Source organism: Streptomyces sp. ISL-11 (assembly GCF_018614525.1).
In the GTDB taxonomy this organism is placed as follows: domain Bacteria; phylum Actinomycetota; class Actinomycetes; order Streptomycetales; family Streptomycetaceae; genus Streptomyces.
Genome location: NZ_JAGGOL010000017.1, coordinates 31742 through 47119, shown reverse-complemented (window position 1 = coordinate 47119; position 15378 = coordinate 31742). Strand labels below are relative to the sequence as shown.

The window sequence follows — 15378 nt, the reverse complement described above, 5'->3', positions numbered from 1 at the left end:
ACGGCGGCTCACTCGCGGATCAGCACAAGGGCCGCATTGTGTCCGCCGATACCGAGCGAACTCTTCACCGCGCAGTTCGCGGCCACCGGGCGGGCCTCCTTGCGCACGACCTCGACAGGGATCCGCGGATCGGGCGTCTCCAGGTTGACGGTGGGCGGGACGAGCCGGTGCTCCAGCGAGAGCACGGTCAGGGCCGTCTCGATGCCGCCGGACGCGCCGAGGGTGTGGCCGGTCATGGACTTGGTGGAGGTGACCAGCCCGTGTTCGCCCAGGACGCGGTGGATGGCGTTTCCCTCGATGAGGTCGTTGAGCACCGTGCTCGTCCCATGGGCGTTGACATGGCCGACGTCCGCCGCGGTGACGTCCGCCTCCGCCATGGCCGTGCGCAGCGCGTACTCGATGCCGATGCCGTCCGGGTGAGGGGCCACCATGCCGTACGCGTCGCTGGACGCGGCGTATCCCGCGACACCCGCCCGGACGCGCGCCCCGCGGGCCGCGGCGTGCTCGGGGCGCTCCATGACGAGCAGCCCGGCGCCCTCGCCCATCACGAAGCCGTCCCGGTCGATGTCGAAGGGGCGGCAGGCCCTGGCGGGGTCGTCGCGACGGGTGGACAGCGCCCTCATCTGGCAGACACCGGCGATCAGGAGCCGGGACCGCACGGACTCAGCCCCGCCGGCCAGGGCGATGTCGCACACTCCGGCCCGCAGGAGCTGGTAGGCCGTGCCGATGGCCATGGTGCCGGAGCAGCACGTCGCGGACACGGCCATGCTGGGGCCGTGGACACCGAGGTCCGTACAGACGTTGCTGGCCGCGCCGTTGACCGCGCTGAGCGGGGCGACCATCGGGGAGACACGGCGGGCGCCCTTGCGGGCCAGGACCTCGTGCTGGGCGTCGTAGAACGGCAGTCCGCCGTGCGCCGATCCGATGACGACGGCGACGCGCCCGCTGTCCCAGGCGGACGTGTCCAGGGCGGCGTCGGCCATGGCCTCACGTGCCGCGATGACGGCGAGCCGGGTGAACCGGTCCATCAGCCGTGCCGCGGCGGCACCCAGGATGCCCTCGGTGTCCAGGTCCGCGATGGTGTACATGAAGTCGCAGGTCAGGCCGTCGAGTTCGGGGAGGGGGCCCACGGAGTCCGGGGCGTCGGAGTGGGTGACGGTGTGCCAGGTCCGGTCCGCGCCGATCCCCGCGGCGGAGACCACGCCGAGGCCCGTGACCGCGGCGACGAACGGCCGCCGGTTCGGCCCCGTCACGCGGCGAGCTGACCGTGGACGGCGGCCACCAGCTCGCCCACCGTGCTGCGGGAGCTCAACTGCACGTCGTCGAGGTCGATGTCGAGCCGGTTCTCCAGGATGACCCGCAGTTCCTCCAGGGCCAGGGAGTCCACCCGCAGGCAACGCAGTGGCGCTTCGGGCCGGACGGCACCGGGGTCGGCGCCGAACTTCCTCACGAGCAGGGAGTGGATCTCGTCATCGATCCCCATCCGGTCGTCCTCCGTCGTTCCTGGGTACGGCAGCACGGTCGTGCTTCGCCGAACCTAGCGGTGCCATCAGCCCCCTGATGCCCGCCGGGTATCGCTCGTCAGGGTGGTGCGCATGGACATGTGATCGAGTCATATCCGTACGTACGGGACATCACTGCGGTGAGGAGGCGGGGTTTCGAGGCCGCGCCGGCGGCCGCCGGGCCGGACCGCGTGCCTGTCAGTGCCGCGGTCTACCGTGACGTCATGACCTCCTTGGGCTTCGACCGCCTCTGCTCGGAGATCGTCGCGCAGACCGATCTGCTGCGGTGCCGCGTCGAGGGAGCGGACCTGAGCGTGCCCGTGCCCTCGTGCCCCGGCTGGAACGTCGGCCAGCTGCTGCGGCACGTCGGCGGCGCGCAGCGCTGGGCCGAGGAGATCGTACGGACCCGGGCCGCGGAACCGCTCCCCGACGAGCACTTCCCTGACCTCGCCGCGCACACCCACGAGGATCCGGCCGTGCTCGGCCCCTGGCTCGCCGAGGGCGCCACGCGGCTGGCGGACGCGCTGCGCTGCGCCGGACCCGGCGCGCCGCTGTGGACCCCGGTCCCGGGCGGGACGGCCGAGTTCTACGCGCGCCGGTTCACCCACGAGACGGTCGTCCACCGGGCCGACGCGACCTTGGCGCTCGGCGCGGAGTTCGTTGTCGACGAGCAGGTCGCCCTGGACGCCCTCGACGAGTGGATGGAGCTCGGCTCGCTGCCGATGCACTTCGAGGTCCACCCCTGGACACGCGAACTGCTCGGGCCCGGCCGCACCCTCCACTTCCACGCCACCGACACCGCGCCGGAGGCGGCGGCGGAGTGGCTGGTCGACCTCACCGGAGACGCCATCGTCTGGCGCCGCGCGCACGAGAAGGCGGCGGTCGCCGTGCGCGCCCCGCTGACCGAGCTCCTGCTGATCGTCTACAAGCGGCGCCCCGCCCGGGGCAAGGGCGTCGACATTCACGGCGACGCCGGGCTGCTCGACTTCTGGCTGGAGCGCGTCGACTTCGGATGAAAGGGTGAAACATGTCCTGGCCAGCGGGAATGGGGGCACCTCTGCCGAGGTTGAGTACGCCGTTACGTGTACGCCGTGGAGGAGTGGGATGTTCGCGATATCGCTGGGTGACGACGGTGCCGAGCTGCGGCCGCTGGAGCCGTGGAACGCCGAGGAATACCTCGCCCACATCGACCGGTCGCGTGAGTACATCGGCCGTCATATCGCCCTGGCGGAGCGGGCCACCGACCTGGTGTCCGCGCGGTCGTTCCTTCAGTCGTACGCGGACAAGAAGGCCGCCGACAGCGGGCGGATCTACGGCATCTGGGTGGACGGCACGCTCGTCGGAGGCGTTCTCTTCCGCCTCTTCGATGCCGAATACGGCACCTGCGAGGTCGGCTGCTGGCTGGAGGAGTCCGCTGCCGGCCGGGGGCTGATCACGCGCGCGATGCGGATACTCATCGACTGGGCGGTCGACAAGCGCGGAATCCACCGGGTGGAATGGATGGCGGATTCCACCAATACCGCGAGCATCAATCTCGCCAAGCGGCTGGGGATGGTCCGGGACGGCGTGCTGCGGGAGAGCTACCCCTACCGGGGAGTGCGACGCGACATGGAGGTCTGGTCGGTGCTCGCCCCGGAATGGCGCGAGCACCGCGAGTCCGGCCGCTGAGCCCCCGCCCGTAGCTCCGCCGGCGCCTTCCGGGACCGGGTTCCGGCGTCAGCCCCGTGCGCCCGCCGCGCGCAGGACGGCCTCGGTTTCCGGGTGGGGCTGGAATTCCTTGGTGGCCCAGGCCAGGGGGGACATGCCGTGTCCGCCGTCCTCGCGGAGGTTCGGGTCGGCTCCGTGAGCGAGCAGTACGCGCACGGCGTCGCTGTGTCCCCAGGCGGCGGCCGCGCACAGGGGTGTCCCCTCGTCGCCGTGGCCGCTCTCCCGGTCGGGCGCGGCACCGGCGAGGAGGAGGACGCGGACCGTGGCCGCCGCACCGTGCACGGAGGCCGCGTACAGCGGCGTGGTGCCGTCGGGGTCGGCGGTGTCCGGGTCGGCGCCGGCTCGTAGCAGCGCCGCCACCTCCCCGGCCGTGCCGGACATCGCGGCCCATACGAGCCGCTTCGAGAGTTTCTTCCGCCGTCTGCGATTCATGCCACCTCATCATGGCGACGGGCACCGGAACGTCAATTCCCGGTCCGCCGGAGTCCCTTGAGGACCTTTCCCTCCGTGCTGAGGTATCCGTGGCCGTAGTCGAAGCGCGAGGTGCCGGAGAACGTGAGGTAGAGCCACTTGAAGTTCTCGGCGAAGACGTACGCGGGGCAGTGGTCGCCCTTGCGCATCGGACGCTTCGTGATGTCCGTGATCACTGTGTAACCGTCCCGCACACGGTGGTGCTTCCTGAGGTTCTGGAAATAGCGCCAGGCTGTCGTGCGGTAGTACGGGTCCGCGGTCTCCCAGTACAGCTGGAAGGCACAGTTCGCGTATTCGGGCCGCAGTTCGTTGCCGGGGTTCAGGACCGCCAGCCGCGCGTAGTCGATCTCCTCCGGGATGACGTCGTACTTGTCCAGGACGGCCGTCCACGACTTGTAGTAGTCCGCCGCCAGTTCGTCGTCCCCGCCGACCGGCAGGACGGCGACGGCCAGCGAGGACTGATGCCTGTCGAGCAGGGCTCCGGTGCGGAAGTCGACGTGCTTGAACCAGAGCAGCCCGCCGGCCCGCTCCCTTTGGTGCCGCTTCAGCGCGGCGGTGAACATTTTGAACCAGTCCCGGCAGTCCTGGTCGCGGAACATCTCCCACGCGCCCCACAGGTACTCGTAGAAGGAGTCCACCGGCGGGTCCACGCCGAGGGCCGCCCGGTCGGCCCACTGGCCGCTCTCCACGTTCATGCGGGAGGCGAGCAGGTCGAGCGAGGACCGCCGCTCGACGACCGCGCGCAGGGCGCGCTTGGCGGCGCGCTCGTACCGCGTGTCACCCGTGAGCCGGGAGAGGACACCGAACTCCAGGATGTTGGTGCCGATCTCGGCCACCGGCAGCGTGGCGCCCGATACCCGTCCGGTCCGCAGATTGACGTACCGGTAGGGCATGCCGGTGGGAGAGGCGGTGAAGGCGGGCAGCAGCCGGTCCGCGAGGTCGGCGCAGCGGTCGAGGAGCGCCTTCTCCCCGGTCGCCAGATAACCCGAGAGGAGGCCACCGACCAGCCGGATGGTGGCTTCGAAGACCTGGAAGTCGGCGTTGATGTCGAAGGAGAGATGTTTCTTGATCCACGCGACACAGCGGTCGGTCTCGGTGTCGAGCTCCATGAGGTGGTGCGTGTCGAGCGCCTCGATGATCGACAGCCCCACGGGGTGCCCCTTGGCGAAGAACTCGCGGCGGCCGCCCGAGACCGGCAGCACCTCGTCATGGCCCCACGCCAGGCGCTTGTACCCCTCCCAGGCGTGGACGAATTCCTTCCGGATCTCGTCCGCCTTCCGGCGGTCCGGCCGCGCGGGTGCCGCCCGTGCATTACGCCGGGCCCCCGCGTCCGCCGTGGCGTGCCGTACGCCGCCGAGCCCGCCGGTCGCGGTGAGCCCGCCCGTGGCGGCCAGCACGTACAGCAGACGACGGCGGGTCGTGCGCGCGGGGAGCGAGTCGTACGTCATGACGGGCAGGACCTCCTGGCCACCGGTTCCGCCCCCGGACACTGATCGCAGTATGCGACCGGGCGGCCGTTCCCGGCGGCAGGCGCGGCTGCAGGCCGTGTCGTGCGCACCACCGCTGCGCGGTGGTGTCCTCAATCTCCCCCCAGCTACCGCTGGGGGTTCCCCCAACGGGCTGAAATTGGCCGAGCCCAGCCGAATCAAGCCCGTCTGGGGGCACCTCCCAGCGGTAGCTGGGGGAGTTTGAGGACGCGCCCGCAGGGCGCCCGCCGCAGGCGGCAGAGACGACCCGTCAGCCGACCGGGGCGGCCGGTGAGCCGACGGTGCCCGCGGAAGCGGAGTGCTTCGCCGCACGCGTCAGGAGATCCTCGTAGATCTGCGGCCGGTCCTCCTCGATGTACGGATATCCGGTGCCGAAGCCACCGCCGATCCAGCGGGCCGTGATGCCGGGGTTGGCGCTGTGGCTGCCGTCCCGCAGGAAGATGTGCGGGCTGCACGTGACCCGGTCGTCCCGCGACGCCTCGTACTGCGCCATGACGGCCGCGCGGGCGGACCCGGTGTCGAGGGCGCCGGCCAGCCGGTCCACGTCGACCGCGCCGGTCCCGCCGGCCACGTCGAGGATGACGTGGCGCAGCGAGATGCACCTGCCCTCGGCCCAGAAGGCGCGGCGCAGGGCGCGGTCGAGCTGTTCGCTGGCGTGCCAGCTCTGGGCCTTGGCCGCGTGCACGGCCTCCAGTGCGGGCAGGGTGGTGACGGGGTACGTCCAGTCCGGGCCCTGCCACAGGCGCCAGCCGGCGTCGGGCTCGACGGCGCCGAGCACCGATATCTCGGAGTCGACGCCGGGTCGGGCGTTGACCTCACGGTTGAACAGTTCCAACGGGAAGGCGCGGAAGTCGAACCACACCCGGCCTTCGAGGCCGAGGCGGCGCCGGGTCTCGTGCAGGCGGTGGACCGCGACGTGGGCGAAGGAGCAGTTCAGGTCGGTGAAGACGACGATCGTGTCGTCGCTGTCCGGCAGGCGCGGGTCGTCCGCGGTGCGGCCGGTGTCGGCGGTGTCCGTGTGGTGTGCGGCACTCATGGTGTCTCCGATACGCGGATCAGACCCCACCAGCCCTCACTGACTCCCCAGTGCAGGTTGCCGGTGCGGTAGGCGTAGTCGCCGGGGTACTGGGCCCGGAAACGGATGGTGCGCGTGCTGCCCGTGGCCAGAGCGCCGATGGTGGAGACGTACGTCCCCCGGCCGGTCTCGGAAGCGTCCCACACCTGTCCGTGCACGGTGAAGCACTGGTTGCGCATGCGTGACGCGCCGACCGCCAGGTGGACGAACACCAGGTCGCCGGGGCGGCAGTGCAGCAGCGGTGTGGGCGGCTCGGGGTCGGAGAGGGCGGGGTCGAGGGGATGCAGGGCGGCGGTCCGGTAGTTGTAGGCCTTCTGCCCCGCGTCGTCGGGGCTGTCGGAGAACAGGTCGGTCACCGGCTGGGTGAGGTCGCCGTCGTGGTAGAGCCGCAGCCCGTCCTGGGTGATGAGCACGAGCTCCCGGACCGGTTCCGCATGGGCCCTGCGCACCACTGCCTGCTCCCCGGACCAGCGTTCGCGGCCGGTGACCGGATCGTAGGGGGTGGCGTCGGCCTCCTCGACGACGAGGGCGCCGACCAGGCCGCGCCGCATGTGGCTGACGACGTCCGCCTGGTCGCGCAGCAGGACGACGCCGGGCTCGTCGGCGTACCAGCGGTAGGTGCGGGCCCCGCCGGGCTTGACGGTGCTGTCCTCGTTGCGGCCGACGTGGGCGCCGTCGTGGTGGCGGACGTCGTAGCGCAGCAGGGTGGGGTGGAGGGACACCCGGCCGGACAGGGTGCGTGCGCCCGGGTCCTCCTCGGCCATCAGGGCGGGGTCGAGCGGACTGGCCGGCGGCGGCCCGTCCAGCTCGTTGACCAGCGTGACCTCGACCCATTCGCCCGCGCGGCAGCGCAGCACGAGGGGACCGCCGTCGTCGGGGGCACCGTCCACGGTGTAGACGAGGCCGTAGGGGTCGGTGCGCCGGTCGTTGTAGGCGATGACGCGGGAGCGCGCCCGTACGGTGTAGCGGCGCGGGGCGCGCCGGGGCGGCAGCGGGTCGCGGCCGAGGAGGGCGCCGGGCAGGGCTGGCAGGTCGCGTTGGGGCCGGTCGTGCAGGCGCAGCAGTCCCCAGCAACCCAGCCACAGGTCATTGCTCGCGCCGAAGGCCCACAAGTGGTCGCCGGGGCCGGCCGTGGGGTCGAGGCGCAGCTCGGCGACGTTGGAGATGCCGAAGGTCTGCTGGTCGCGCCAGGCGGTGTCGGTGCGGCCGGGCCACTCGCGCCAGCGGCTGCCGCTGACCGTGAAGCTGTGCTGAAGGTCGTGCGAGCCCTGCAGGACGCGCAGGCGCACGTCCTCGCCGGGGTAGGCGCGCAGCAGGGGGGTGCCCGGGTCGCCGTGGACGTCGCTGGCGAACCAGTCGGCGGGGTCTCCGCCGCGTTCCGACAGCGGCTCGCTGCGGTAGTTGACGCCCATGACCCCTTGGTCGTCCGGTGCTCCGGGGCTGGGTGGGGGGTTGATCGGCCCGCCGTCGTGCCCGCCGGCCGTCGCGCCCGCGGCCGTGGCGTGCCGGACCATCGGGACGAAGTCCCCGATGGCGAGCACGATCTCGCGGTGGGCGCTGCCGTCGGCGCGTTCGATCACGGCCTGCGTGCCGCGGCGCAACGGGGCGGCGCGGTCGTGGGGCGAGACCCACGTGGCGTCCTCGGGCTCGGCGATGAGGGCGCCGAAGAGGCCGTGCCGCTGCCGGTAGTTGGCGAGCAGGTGGTCGTGGAAGAGGACGGTGCCGAGGTCCTGGTCGAGGAACCAGCGGTAGGTCCAGGAGTTGTACTGGCCGTACGCCTCCTCGCCCTGGTCGGCGGTGGTGGTCGCGGAGATGTAGTTCCAGCCGATGGCGGAGCCGTCGGAGATGAGGGGGTCGTATTTGACGAGGTGGGTGTGCAGGCCGCATTCGGGCTGGAACGGCAGCTCGTAGTCGAACGCGGACGCCGCCTGCTTGCCGGGCGGGAGGGCGTTGGTGAGGGTCATCTCCAGCACTTCGCCCTTGCGGGCGCGGATGACGAGCGGTTCCAGCGTGCGCTCGCCGCTGGCCAGCTGCCGCTGGAAGGCCTCCAGGCCGCCGGCCTCCTCGATCTCCTCGGCGAGGGCGTAGAACATGCCGTGGTGATCGTGCCAGGTGGTGCCGTGCGGCTTTGTGGCGTCGCCGTGGTAGTAGAGCGTGCCGGTGGCGGCCACGAGGTGGTAGCGGCGCACCGGGGCTCCGGCCGGGCCGATCTTGGTGAACGCCTCGCCGGGCTGCGGGTCCTCGCAGAAGGCGTTGGCCTCCAGCGCGGTGGGTTCGCGGCCCATGCCGGCCGGCTGGTGCGGTGTGCGGGGCGGGCGCGGGTTCTTCTGCGGGAACGTGGCGGTGTCTGCCAGGAACGCCGGGAAGCCGGGCCGTTCGGGTGTGGGGGCCGGGGGCGCGGCGCGGCGCGGCAGCGGGAGGAGGCCGGTGACGGGGGTGCCGTCGGGGTAGGTGCCGGTGCCGTCCTGGAGGGTGTCGAAGATGCGGAACATGCCCCACATGCCCATGTGGAAGTGGACGTACATGTGGCAGTGCCAGATGGAGTCGCCCACCGCCCGCTGCGTGGAGCCGAGGCCGCCGATGAGGTCCAGCGTCATGCCCTCCTGGGGGCTGATGCTGACGGAGTCCACGATGGGCGAGTTCTCGTCGGTGGGGTCGAGCCGCCACTGGTGGAGGTGGGTGTGGAAGACGTGGGTGTCGCGCATGCCGCCGTGGACGAGGCGAATGACGGCGGGGTCGCCCTGGTAGCCGCGGAAGACCGGGGTGGTCGGGTCGCCGAAGAGCCAGGAGCTGTGGTGCATTTCCTCGCCGGTCTGCGCGTCGCGGACCGGGTCGAGCACGCCGTCCGCGAGCATCTTGTGGTACTGGTACATCCGCCATTCCATCGGCTCGATGCGCAGGTTGACCGGCAGCATGGCGTTGTTGGGCGGCGCCAGGTCGTCCAGCGTGTCGGAACCGTCCGCCCCGGCGACCGGGGCGGCACCGCTTCCCGAGGCGGCCGCTGACCCGTGTCCGCCGCCATGGTCACCGCCGTGGCCGTCGTCCCCGTGGTCCCCGCCGTGCGATCCGTGGGCCGGGGGCGCCACGGGGTTGTCGTTGCTCGGGTACTCCATCATGACGACGACGTACTCGCGAAAGCTGCGGTCCGGCAGGTGGATGTCGGCCTCCAGGCCGGACGCCATGCGGTCGCCGGTCACGGGGTCGGTCCAGATGGCTTCCGGTGCCTCGACGACGAGGGCCCCGACCAGGCCGTGGCTCTGGGCGCCCTCGCCGCGCGCGTCCGCCATGTCGCCGAAGTGGAAGACGCCCTCGTGCTCGCACAGCCACTCGTACTCGCGGGCCTCCCCGGGCGGCACGCTGCTGTCCGGGTTGGCGCCGACGGCCGTGCCGTCCGTCGTCCGGGCGTCGTAGCGCACGCCCTGGAGCGTGATGCCGACGGGTCGGGGCAGTTCGTTGGTGAGCCGGACCCGCAGTCGCTCGCCGCGGCGTACGCGCAGCACGAGCGGCCTGGCCTTGGGGTGCGGGGCCGGCACGCGCTCGGGTTCGCGCGTGTAGTCGGGGAACGGCTCGGGCCAGGTCGCGGCGACCGCGCGCAGCTCTTCGGCGTCGCGGGACAGCACGTACAGGGCACCGTTGCGGTCGTGGTCGCCGAAGGCGTTGTAGGCGATGGGGACGTTGAGTGCGACCACGTCGTAGGTGCGGGTGCGGGGACCTCCGGTGGCGGCCGGGGCCGTCACCGTGCTCTCGGTGGTGTTGTCGGTTTCCATGTGTTTCCCCCGTTGGCGCTGTTGCGCTGTTCTCGATGGCTGTACGGGATCACGGACGGGCAGGTGTGCGGCGGTCCGTGCCGTGCGCGAAGCGGGCCACGGTCGTGCCCGCCGAGACGACGCTGCCCTCCCAGCGGTAGACCTGGCCGAAGGCGTGGCCGCTCGCGTCCGTGCCGGGGGACGCGGCGGCGGGCCGCGACCGGCTGAACGTGACGGCGACCCGGTCGCCACGGCGCAGGGGCACCGGCTCGGCGATCGGCAGGTAGCAGTGCTTCCAGCTGTCGGACGTGGTACGGGCGCCGATGTCGTCGCCGGAGATGTCCAGCGCCACGGTGTCCGAGAGCGTGGCGACGAAGTAGCCCTTGAAGCCGGTGAGCACACCGTCCCGCCGCGCGGTGTAGACGAGCGGCACCCGGTAGTCGGGCCGCCCCGTCCCGCCGGGCGTCGAGAGGTCGTACGTCCTGACGACCCGGGGCGCGGCCAGGTGCTGCCGCCGCGGGACGATCACGTCGTAGTAGAGGTCGAAGGGGCTGCCGGCGCCCCGGCGGTGGAGCAGGCGGGCGAAGGCCGCCGGCCCGCCGGCGTCCTGCGGCCCTTGGCCGGTGAGCTGGGCGTGGGCCCGTTCGGCGGCGACGGGGACGAGGTAGCTCTCGACGTGCCGGGGCAGCATGGTGCCGCCGGGCCGCAGGAAGCGGCGGCGGGCGTCGTCGAGGATCTCGGCGAAGTTCTCGTTGTCGGCGAGGTTTCCCATGATCTCGGAGACGACGACGTCGACCCGCTCGGGCAGTTCGAGATCGAAGGAGAGCCCGCACAGCGGCTGGAAGCGGTCGCCGTGGCCGGCGTCCTTCAGCCGGTCGACGGCCTCCGCGAGCACGGTCTCGTTGAAGTCGATGCCGTAGACCCGTGAGGCGCCGGCCTCCAGGGCCCAGCGGGCGAGGATGCCGGTGCCGGTGCCCAGGTCGAGCACGGTCGTGCCGGGCCGTACCGCCTCGGCGATCGCGGCCCGGTAGGCGTTCATGCGCAGCTCGTCGCCGAGCATGAGGGAGTGGAAGCCGTCGCCCCACTCCAGGAGTTGTTCGGAGGCCGGCAGCCAGACCTGTTCGGGGCCGTAGCCCGGCGCGCCGGTGGCGGTGGTGGCCGTCATCGTGTCGCCCGTCCTTTCCGCCGCCCGTCGTCGGCCGGCCCGTCGCTGTACACCTTCAGCGCTTCGGTGGCCGGCCCTGCGACCGCGCAGCCGGTGGTGAGGTCGAACGAGGAGCGGTGCAGGGGACAGATGATGCGCAGGGTCCGCGGGTTGACGTAGCCGTGGACGAGGCGGCCCTTGCGGTGCGGGCAGGCCGCGTCGATCACGAACTCGCGCCCGGCGACGCGCACGCGCACCCGTTCGCCGTCCGCGAGCTCCTCGACCACCGCGTCGTCGCCGCTCACGCCGCCTCCCGGGCCCGCTCGACGGCCGCGTCGAAGGCCGTGCCGATCAGGTCGGACAGCAGCAGGGCGCCGATCCAGAGCCTGGTCGGGTCCAGTCCCCGCGCCGCCTCGTACTCGCGTATGGCGATCTGCATCTCCTTCATGTGGAAGGTGTCGATGTGCAGGTGTTCGGTGTAGTAGCGGTCGTGCTCGATGCCGAGCCGCTCGCAGGCCCTGGCCTGGGTGCGGAAGGCGTGCGGGATGCTGGCCTCCAGGTAGGCCAGGGCGCCCAGGAAGTACTCCACGTGCGGGGCGCGCTGGGTGAGCCAGTAGAAGACATTGAGGAAGGCGTACGTCTCGTCGGACGTCGTGTCGAGGAAGCTCTCCAGGTCCTGCGGGAGGCCGAGTTCCGCCAGCAGATCGAGGTAGAGCCGGGAGTGCGCCTGCCGGAGGTTGCCGCAGCCGAACTCGTCGATGAGGACGCGCATCACCGCCATCTGCGCCTTGAGCGGCAGGCGCGGTACGGCGGGGAAGAAGTTCTGCGCCTCGGTCAGGCCGTCGAGGGCGAACTCGCGCACCACCGCGGCGAACTGTGCGCGGGTGGCCTCCTCCGCCAGGTAGTGGGCGGTGCCGGAGCCCTTGCGCTCCTCGGCGAGGAGGTCCTCCAGCTTCTCGACCCACTGGGCGCGGGAGGCGACGGCGGGCGTACGGGCGCTCAGCTCCGCGACACGGGCGACGATCCAGTCCCGTTCGAGGTCCTCGATGGCGGTGACGACCCGCGCGTCCTGCACCGACCGGTTGTGGACGAACAGCGTCCTCAGCGCGCTGTCCGCGAGGGCGGGCGTGGTCACGAGACTCCTCCCGTCCCGATGGTCCGTTCGGTGGTCAGCACGCCGCGGCGGCACAGCTCGCTCTTGAGCGCGCGGTACCAGTCGGGGCGGTCCAGGCCGTGCCGCTCGCAGGCGGCGGTGAGTTCGGCGGTGTACCGCGACACCGGCCCGGCGAACAGGGCCGCGCACAGGGCGGGTTCGACGTTGGCCAGTGCCGCCACGTGGCCGTCCACGCCGCCGGTCTCCGGCACCAGGTGCTCCAGGCCCTGGAGCACGGGGACACCGGGGCGGGCCGCGACGAGCTCACGGGTCGCCGCGGGGTCACCGGCGGAGTCCTTGACGGCGGCGACCCCGGGCAGGGCGCAGATCCGCAGGAGGGTGTCGGGGCGCAGGTCGTTCCCCGAGACCTCGCGCTCGTGATAGACGATCACGGGCAGTCCGCCCTCGGCGCCGAGCGTCTCGTAGTGCCGGTACATCTCCTCCTGGGTGACGTCCGGACCGTACGGGGTGGGGGCCACGACCGCCGAGGCGCCCAGCTCGGCGGCGAGCCGCGCCCGGGCCACGGTCTCCCCGGTCGTCGGGCACTCGATCCCGGCCAGCACCGGCAGACCGTCGCGGCAGCGGACAGTGGCGGCGACCATCTCACACCACTGCCGCTGCGAGAGCGCCCACCCCTCGCCGGTGCTGAGGGCGGGCAGGAGGGCGTCCACGTACGGCCGTACGCCGGCGACCAGCCGGGCGACGTCCTCCTGGGCCACCTCACCGGCGTCGGTCAGCGGTGTCACCAGCGCCACGGTCACACCGGTGTACCTCTCCTCGCGCCTCGGCCGTCCCGCCGTGCTCACAGTGCCTCCACGGGCAGTCGCAGGGCCAGGGAGGCGCGGTAGAGCCGTTCGAGCGGCTCGGGGAACAGGGGCTCGGTGCCGGGCGCGGCGGGCGCCCGCACCGGCAGGTCCTCCCGGTCGCTCAGCCGCGGGCTGGCCGAGTACAGGACACCCCGGCGGTTGCGCACCATGCCCAGCAGCAGCCTCTCGTGTGTGGGCAGGCCGGCCCAGGCCGGTGTCTCCAGGCCGCAGCGCAGGTCGTCCGGCTCGTAGGCCTGCCGCTCGATCCGCATGTCGGTGTGGAGGTTGTCCATGAACGGGTAGTAGGCGTCCTGGAGTCGGCGCGGGAAGTGCCAGACGAGGTCGTCGCAGCGGCCGACCTGCTCCCAGCTCATCCGCACGCGGCCGCCGAGGCGTTCCGCGAAGAACGCCTTGCAGGCGATGCGCACCCGGTCGTCCGCGCTGTTCATGCCCATGAACAGCGCGGCGTCGGCGTAGGCGTCGTGCGGGTCGGTGGGGTCCGCGCCCTGGGTGTCGTGGGGCGCGGCGTGGAGGTCACCCGGCATGGCGGTCGAGGACCTCCCGCGTGCGGGCCATGGCCTTGGCGAACATCTTCGGCTCGCGGGCCAGGGCGATGCGCACGTACGCCTCGCCCTTGCCGGGCTGGCTCCAGAAGAAGTACCGGCCGGGCAGCACGTAGACGTCCTCGGCGGACAGGAGCCGCTGGAGCCCGGTGGCCGTCAGCTCGGGGTGGTCGATGCGGAACCAGGCGACGCTGACCTTCACGACCGGTTCCTCATACCGCAGAAACGATCCGTCAAGGGTCTTTCGCGCTGCTTCGCGGTTCTCGTCGAGCACGTCGCGCACCGAGGACAGTTGGTCGCGCGTGGAGTCCTCGATGTACTGGGTGAGCATGTTCAGCACGAACGGCGAGACGTTGAGCAGCACGCTGGTGTGGAGGTTGTAGACCTCCTTGCGGATGTCGTCGCTCGCGGTGATCATGGCGCATTTGGCGTCCTGCACCGGCCACGTCTTCCCGGTGTCCTCGATCGCGAGGTACCGCACTCCGGAGCTCTCCAGGAGCTCGTACATGTCGAAGCGGGCGACCTCCGGGTCGAAGAGGGTGAAAGCGGCGAAACAGAAGTCGATGAGCAGGAGCTTGTCGTGGTCCTTGCAGAAACGCACGACCTCCTCGAATCCCTTGCGCCCGTGTTTCAGCAGGCTGAACCCTGTGGGGTTGTTCGGGTCGACAAGGAAGAGCGCGTCGGTGCGGACCTGGCGACTCAGCCGCTCGTAGAGGGAATCCGGATCGTGCAGTACCGCCTCGTCGATCGGATACAGCGGGACGTCCATATTCCGCAGCACGTCATAAAGATTGTCGAAGCACGGCTCGATGAGCGTGACGTCCATGCGCTGCTTTTTGAGGTACATGCCGGCGACCATGGTGGATATCGACGCGGCGTAGGAGAGCAGGGTCTTGTTCTTGGCGAGCGCGGTGGGCTGCCCGTGGAGGCGGAAGAACGCCTCCGTGAATCGCTGCTCGTAGGTGGCCTGGAGGCCGTTCTCGGCCTCGTACCACAGCTCGGGGAGCCGGGAGACGATCTCGCGCTGGGCGGCGGACTGCCGTTGGTGGGTATGGGCGTCGGCCAGGTTGAAGTGCGTGCGCAGTGCCTGTATCTCGTGTTGCGTGAGGTCCGGGAGCAGGCCGGGGCCGTGGACGCTGCCAGGGCCGGCCGTGGTGCCGTGCGGTTTCATGCTTCCTCCGGTCACACACGTCGATGTGGTGGTCTGCCTGGGAACCCGCCGGTGCGCGGCGGCCGCGGAGACGGCCGGGACATCGCGGCTGTCGGCGGGAACGGTTCGTCCGGGGCGCGCCCGGGGCAGCGCGGTGCGGTGCGCGCCGTCGCGCGACGGCGGCCGACAAACGCGGCGCGGGCGTCGCGGGAGCCGCCGGGCGCACTGCCGCCGGGGCTTATACGAGGTGAGCGGGTTGCCGTGCGCGGCGCGTTCCGCGGGCGGTGCCGGTGCGCCGGATCACGATCCGGCGATCATTCGGCCGGTGAATGCCGTGCTGGCATATTTCACCCACGACCAGGGCGTCCTGAGCGGACGACAGCACAGCTGCTAAAGCTGGCATATGCCGGTGGCGGTGATTCGGCGGCATACCGACGACAGCGATTTCCCGCATGCTGTCCGCCGCCTTGATGTGCACACGAATGAGCCGTGCAGACAAGGTGCTTCCTCCCCCGTAACCCGGGCCGGAGCCCGTTGACCGGACTATGGCACACCCGCCAGCGCGAAACAAGGC

At 71.6% G+C, this 15378-nt stretch carries 14 protein-coding genes; 2 read left to right on the top strand and 12 right to left on the bottom strand.

Annotated features, from left to right (window positions below; translation table 11 throughout):
- Nucleotides 1-8: 8 nt before the first annotated feature.
- On the bottom strand, nucleotides 9-1253 hold the full coding sequence (locus J7E86_RS04745) for a beta-ketoacyl synthase (protein ID WP_215080062.1): 1245 nt from the start codon (nucleotides 1251-1253) through the stop codon (nucleotides 9-11).
- Entirely contained in the window at nucleotides 1250-1483 is a 234-nt protein-coding gene (locus J7E86_RS04740) for an acyl carrier protein (RefSeq protein ID WP_215080060.1), read from the bottom strand. Before J7E86_RS04740 ends, J7E86_RS04745 begins: the two co-directional genes overlap by 4 nt.
- 243 nt (nucleotides 1484-1726) lie before the next feature.
- Here J7E86_RS04740 and J7E86_RS04735 point away from each other — a divergent pair, with 243 nt between their 5' ends.
- Nucleotides 1727-2518 carry a maleylpyruvate isomerase family mycothiol-dependent enzyme gene (locus tag J7E86_RS04735; protein ID WP_215080058.1) on the top strand — a complete coding sequence of 264 codons (792 nt, stop codon included), beginning with the start codon at nucleotides 1727-1729 and terminating at the stop codon, nucleotides 2516-2518.
- A gap of 88 nt (nucleotides 2519-2606) precedes the next feature.
- Nucleotides 2607-3170, top strand: a complete 564-nt coding sequence (locus tag J7E86_RS04730) for a GNAT family N-acetyltransferase (RefSeq protein WP_215080056.1) — start codon at nucleotides 2607-2609, stop codon at nucleotides 3168-3170.
- A gap of 48 nt (nucleotides 3171-3218) precedes the next feature.
- Here the strand turns inward: J7E86_RS04730 and J7E86_RS04725 are convergent, their stop codons facing one another.
- The 10 genes from J7E86_RS04725 to J7E86_RS04680 all read right to left on the bottom strand — a co-directional run bounded on the left by J7E86_RS04725 (nucleotide 3219) and on the right by J7E86_RS04680 (nucleotide 14825).
- Entirely contained in the window at nucleotides 3219-3641 is a 423-nt protein-coding gene (locus tag J7E86_RS04725; RefSeq protein ID WP_215080054.1) for an ankyrin repeat domain-containing protein, read from the bottom strand.
- Nucleotides 3642-3673: 32 nt separating this feature from the next.
- Nucleotides 3674-5170 (bottom strand): glycoside hydrolase family 47 protein, encoded by a 1497-nt coding sequence (locus J7E86_RS04720; protein ID WP_308312469.1) that lies wholly within the window; start codon nucleotides 5168-5170, stop codon nucleotides 3674-3676.
- Nucleotides 5171-5417: 247 nt separating this feature from the next.
- Entirely contained in the window at nucleotides 5418-6203 is a 786-nt protein-coding gene (locus J7E86_RS04715) for a DsbA family protein (RefSeq protein WP_215080052.1), read from the bottom strand.
- Nucleotides 6200-10009 (bottom strand): multicopper oxidase domain-containing protein, encoded by a 3810-nt coding sequence (locus tag J7E86_RS04710; protein WP_215080050.1) that lies wholly within the window; start codon nucleotides 10007-10009, stop codon nucleotides 6200-6202. The genes J7E86_RS04715 and J7E86_RS04710 overlap by 4 nt, the downstream gene beginning before the upstream one ends.
- A 49-nt stretch (nucleotides 10010-10058) precedes the next feature.
- The gene (locus J7E86_RS04705; protein WP_215080048.1) at nucleotides 10059-11153 is read right to left on the bottom strand and encodes a class I SAM-dependent methyltransferase; all 1095 of its coding nucleotides are present in this window, start codon (nucleotides 11151-11153) and stop codon (nucleotides 10059-10061) included.
- Nucleotides 11150-11437, bottom strand: coding sequence for a Rieske (2Fe-2S) protein (locus J7E86_RS04700; protein WP_215080046.1), 288 nt, complete (start codon nucleotides 11435-11437; stop codon nucleotides 11150-11152). Before J7E86_RS04700 ends, J7E86_RS04705 begins: the two co-directional genes overlap by 4 nt.
- Nucleotides 11434-12267, bottom strand: coding sequence for an iron-containing redox enzyme family protein (locus J7E86_RS04695; protein ID WP_308312468.1), 834 nt, complete (start codon nucleotides 12265-12267; stop codon nucleotides 11434-11436). Before J7E86_RS04695 ends, J7E86_RS04700 begins: the two co-directional genes overlap by 4 nt.
- Nucleotides 12264-13091 (bottom strand): dihydrodipicolinate synthase family protein, encoded by an 828-nt coding sequence (locus J7E86_RS04690; protein ID WP_215080043.1) that lies wholly within the window; start codon nucleotides 13089-13091, stop codon nucleotides 12264-12266. The genes J7E86_RS04695 and J7E86_RS04690 overlap by 4 nt, the downstream gene beginning before the upstream one ends.
- Nucleotides 13088-13636, bottom strand: coding sequence for a DUF6190 family protein (locus tag J7E86_RS04685; protein WP_251018656.1), 549 nt, complete (start codon nucleotides 13634-13636; stop codon nucleotides 13088-13090). The genes J7E86_RS04690 and J7E86_RS04685 overlap by 4 nt, the downstream gene beginning before the upstream one ends.
- A complete protein-coding gene (locus tag J7E86_RS04680; RefSeq protein ID WP_215080041.1) occupies nucleotides 13626-14825 on the bottom strand; it encodes a pyridoxal phosphate-dependent aminotransferase in 1200 nt (399 codons plus the stop codon). Before J7E86_RS04680 ends, J7E86_RS04685 begins: the two co-directional genes overlap by 11 nt.
- Between the last annotated feature and the right edge of the window lie 553 nt (nucleotides 14826-15378).

Bases quoted from the DNA above. Each gene is read 5' to 3' on its own strand.
- J7E86_RS04740 (WP_215080060.1), bottom strand. From the start codon at position 1,483: ATGGGGATCGATGACGAGATCCACTCCCTGCTCGTGAGGAAGTTCGGC.
- J7E86_RS04735 (WP_215080058.1), top strand. From the start codon at position 1,727: ATGACCTCCTTGGGCTTCGACCGCCTCTGCTCGGAGATCGTCGCGCAG.
- J7E86_RS04730 (WP_215080056.1), top strand. From the start codon at position 2,607: ATGTTCGCGATATCGCTGGGTGACGACGGTGCCGAGCTGCGGCCGCTG.
- J7E86_RS04725 (WP_215080054.1), bottom strand. From the start codon at position 3,641: ATGAATCGCAGACGGCGGAAGAAACTCTCGAAGCGGCTCGTATGGGCC.
- J7E86_RS04715 (WP_215080052.1), bottom strand. From the start codon at position 6,203: ATGAGTGCCGCACACCACACGGACACCGCCGACACCGGCCGCACCGCG.
- J7E86_RS04710 (WP_215080050.1), bottom strand. From the start codon at position 10,009: ATGGAAACCGACAACACCACCGAGAGCACGGTGACGGCCCCGGCCGCC.
- J7E86_RS04705 (WP_215080048.1), bottom strand. From the start codon at position 11,153: ATGACGGCCACCACCGCCACCGGCGCGCCGGGCTACGGCCCCGAACAG.
- J7E86_RS04685 (WP_251018656.1), bottom strand. From the start codon at position 13,636: ATGCCGGGTGACCTCCACGCCGCGCCCCACGACACCCAGGGCGCGGAC.
- J7E86_RS04680 (WP_215080041.1), bottom strand. From the start codon at position 14,825: ATGAAACCGCACGGCACCACGGCCGGCCCTGGCAGCGTCCACGGCCCC.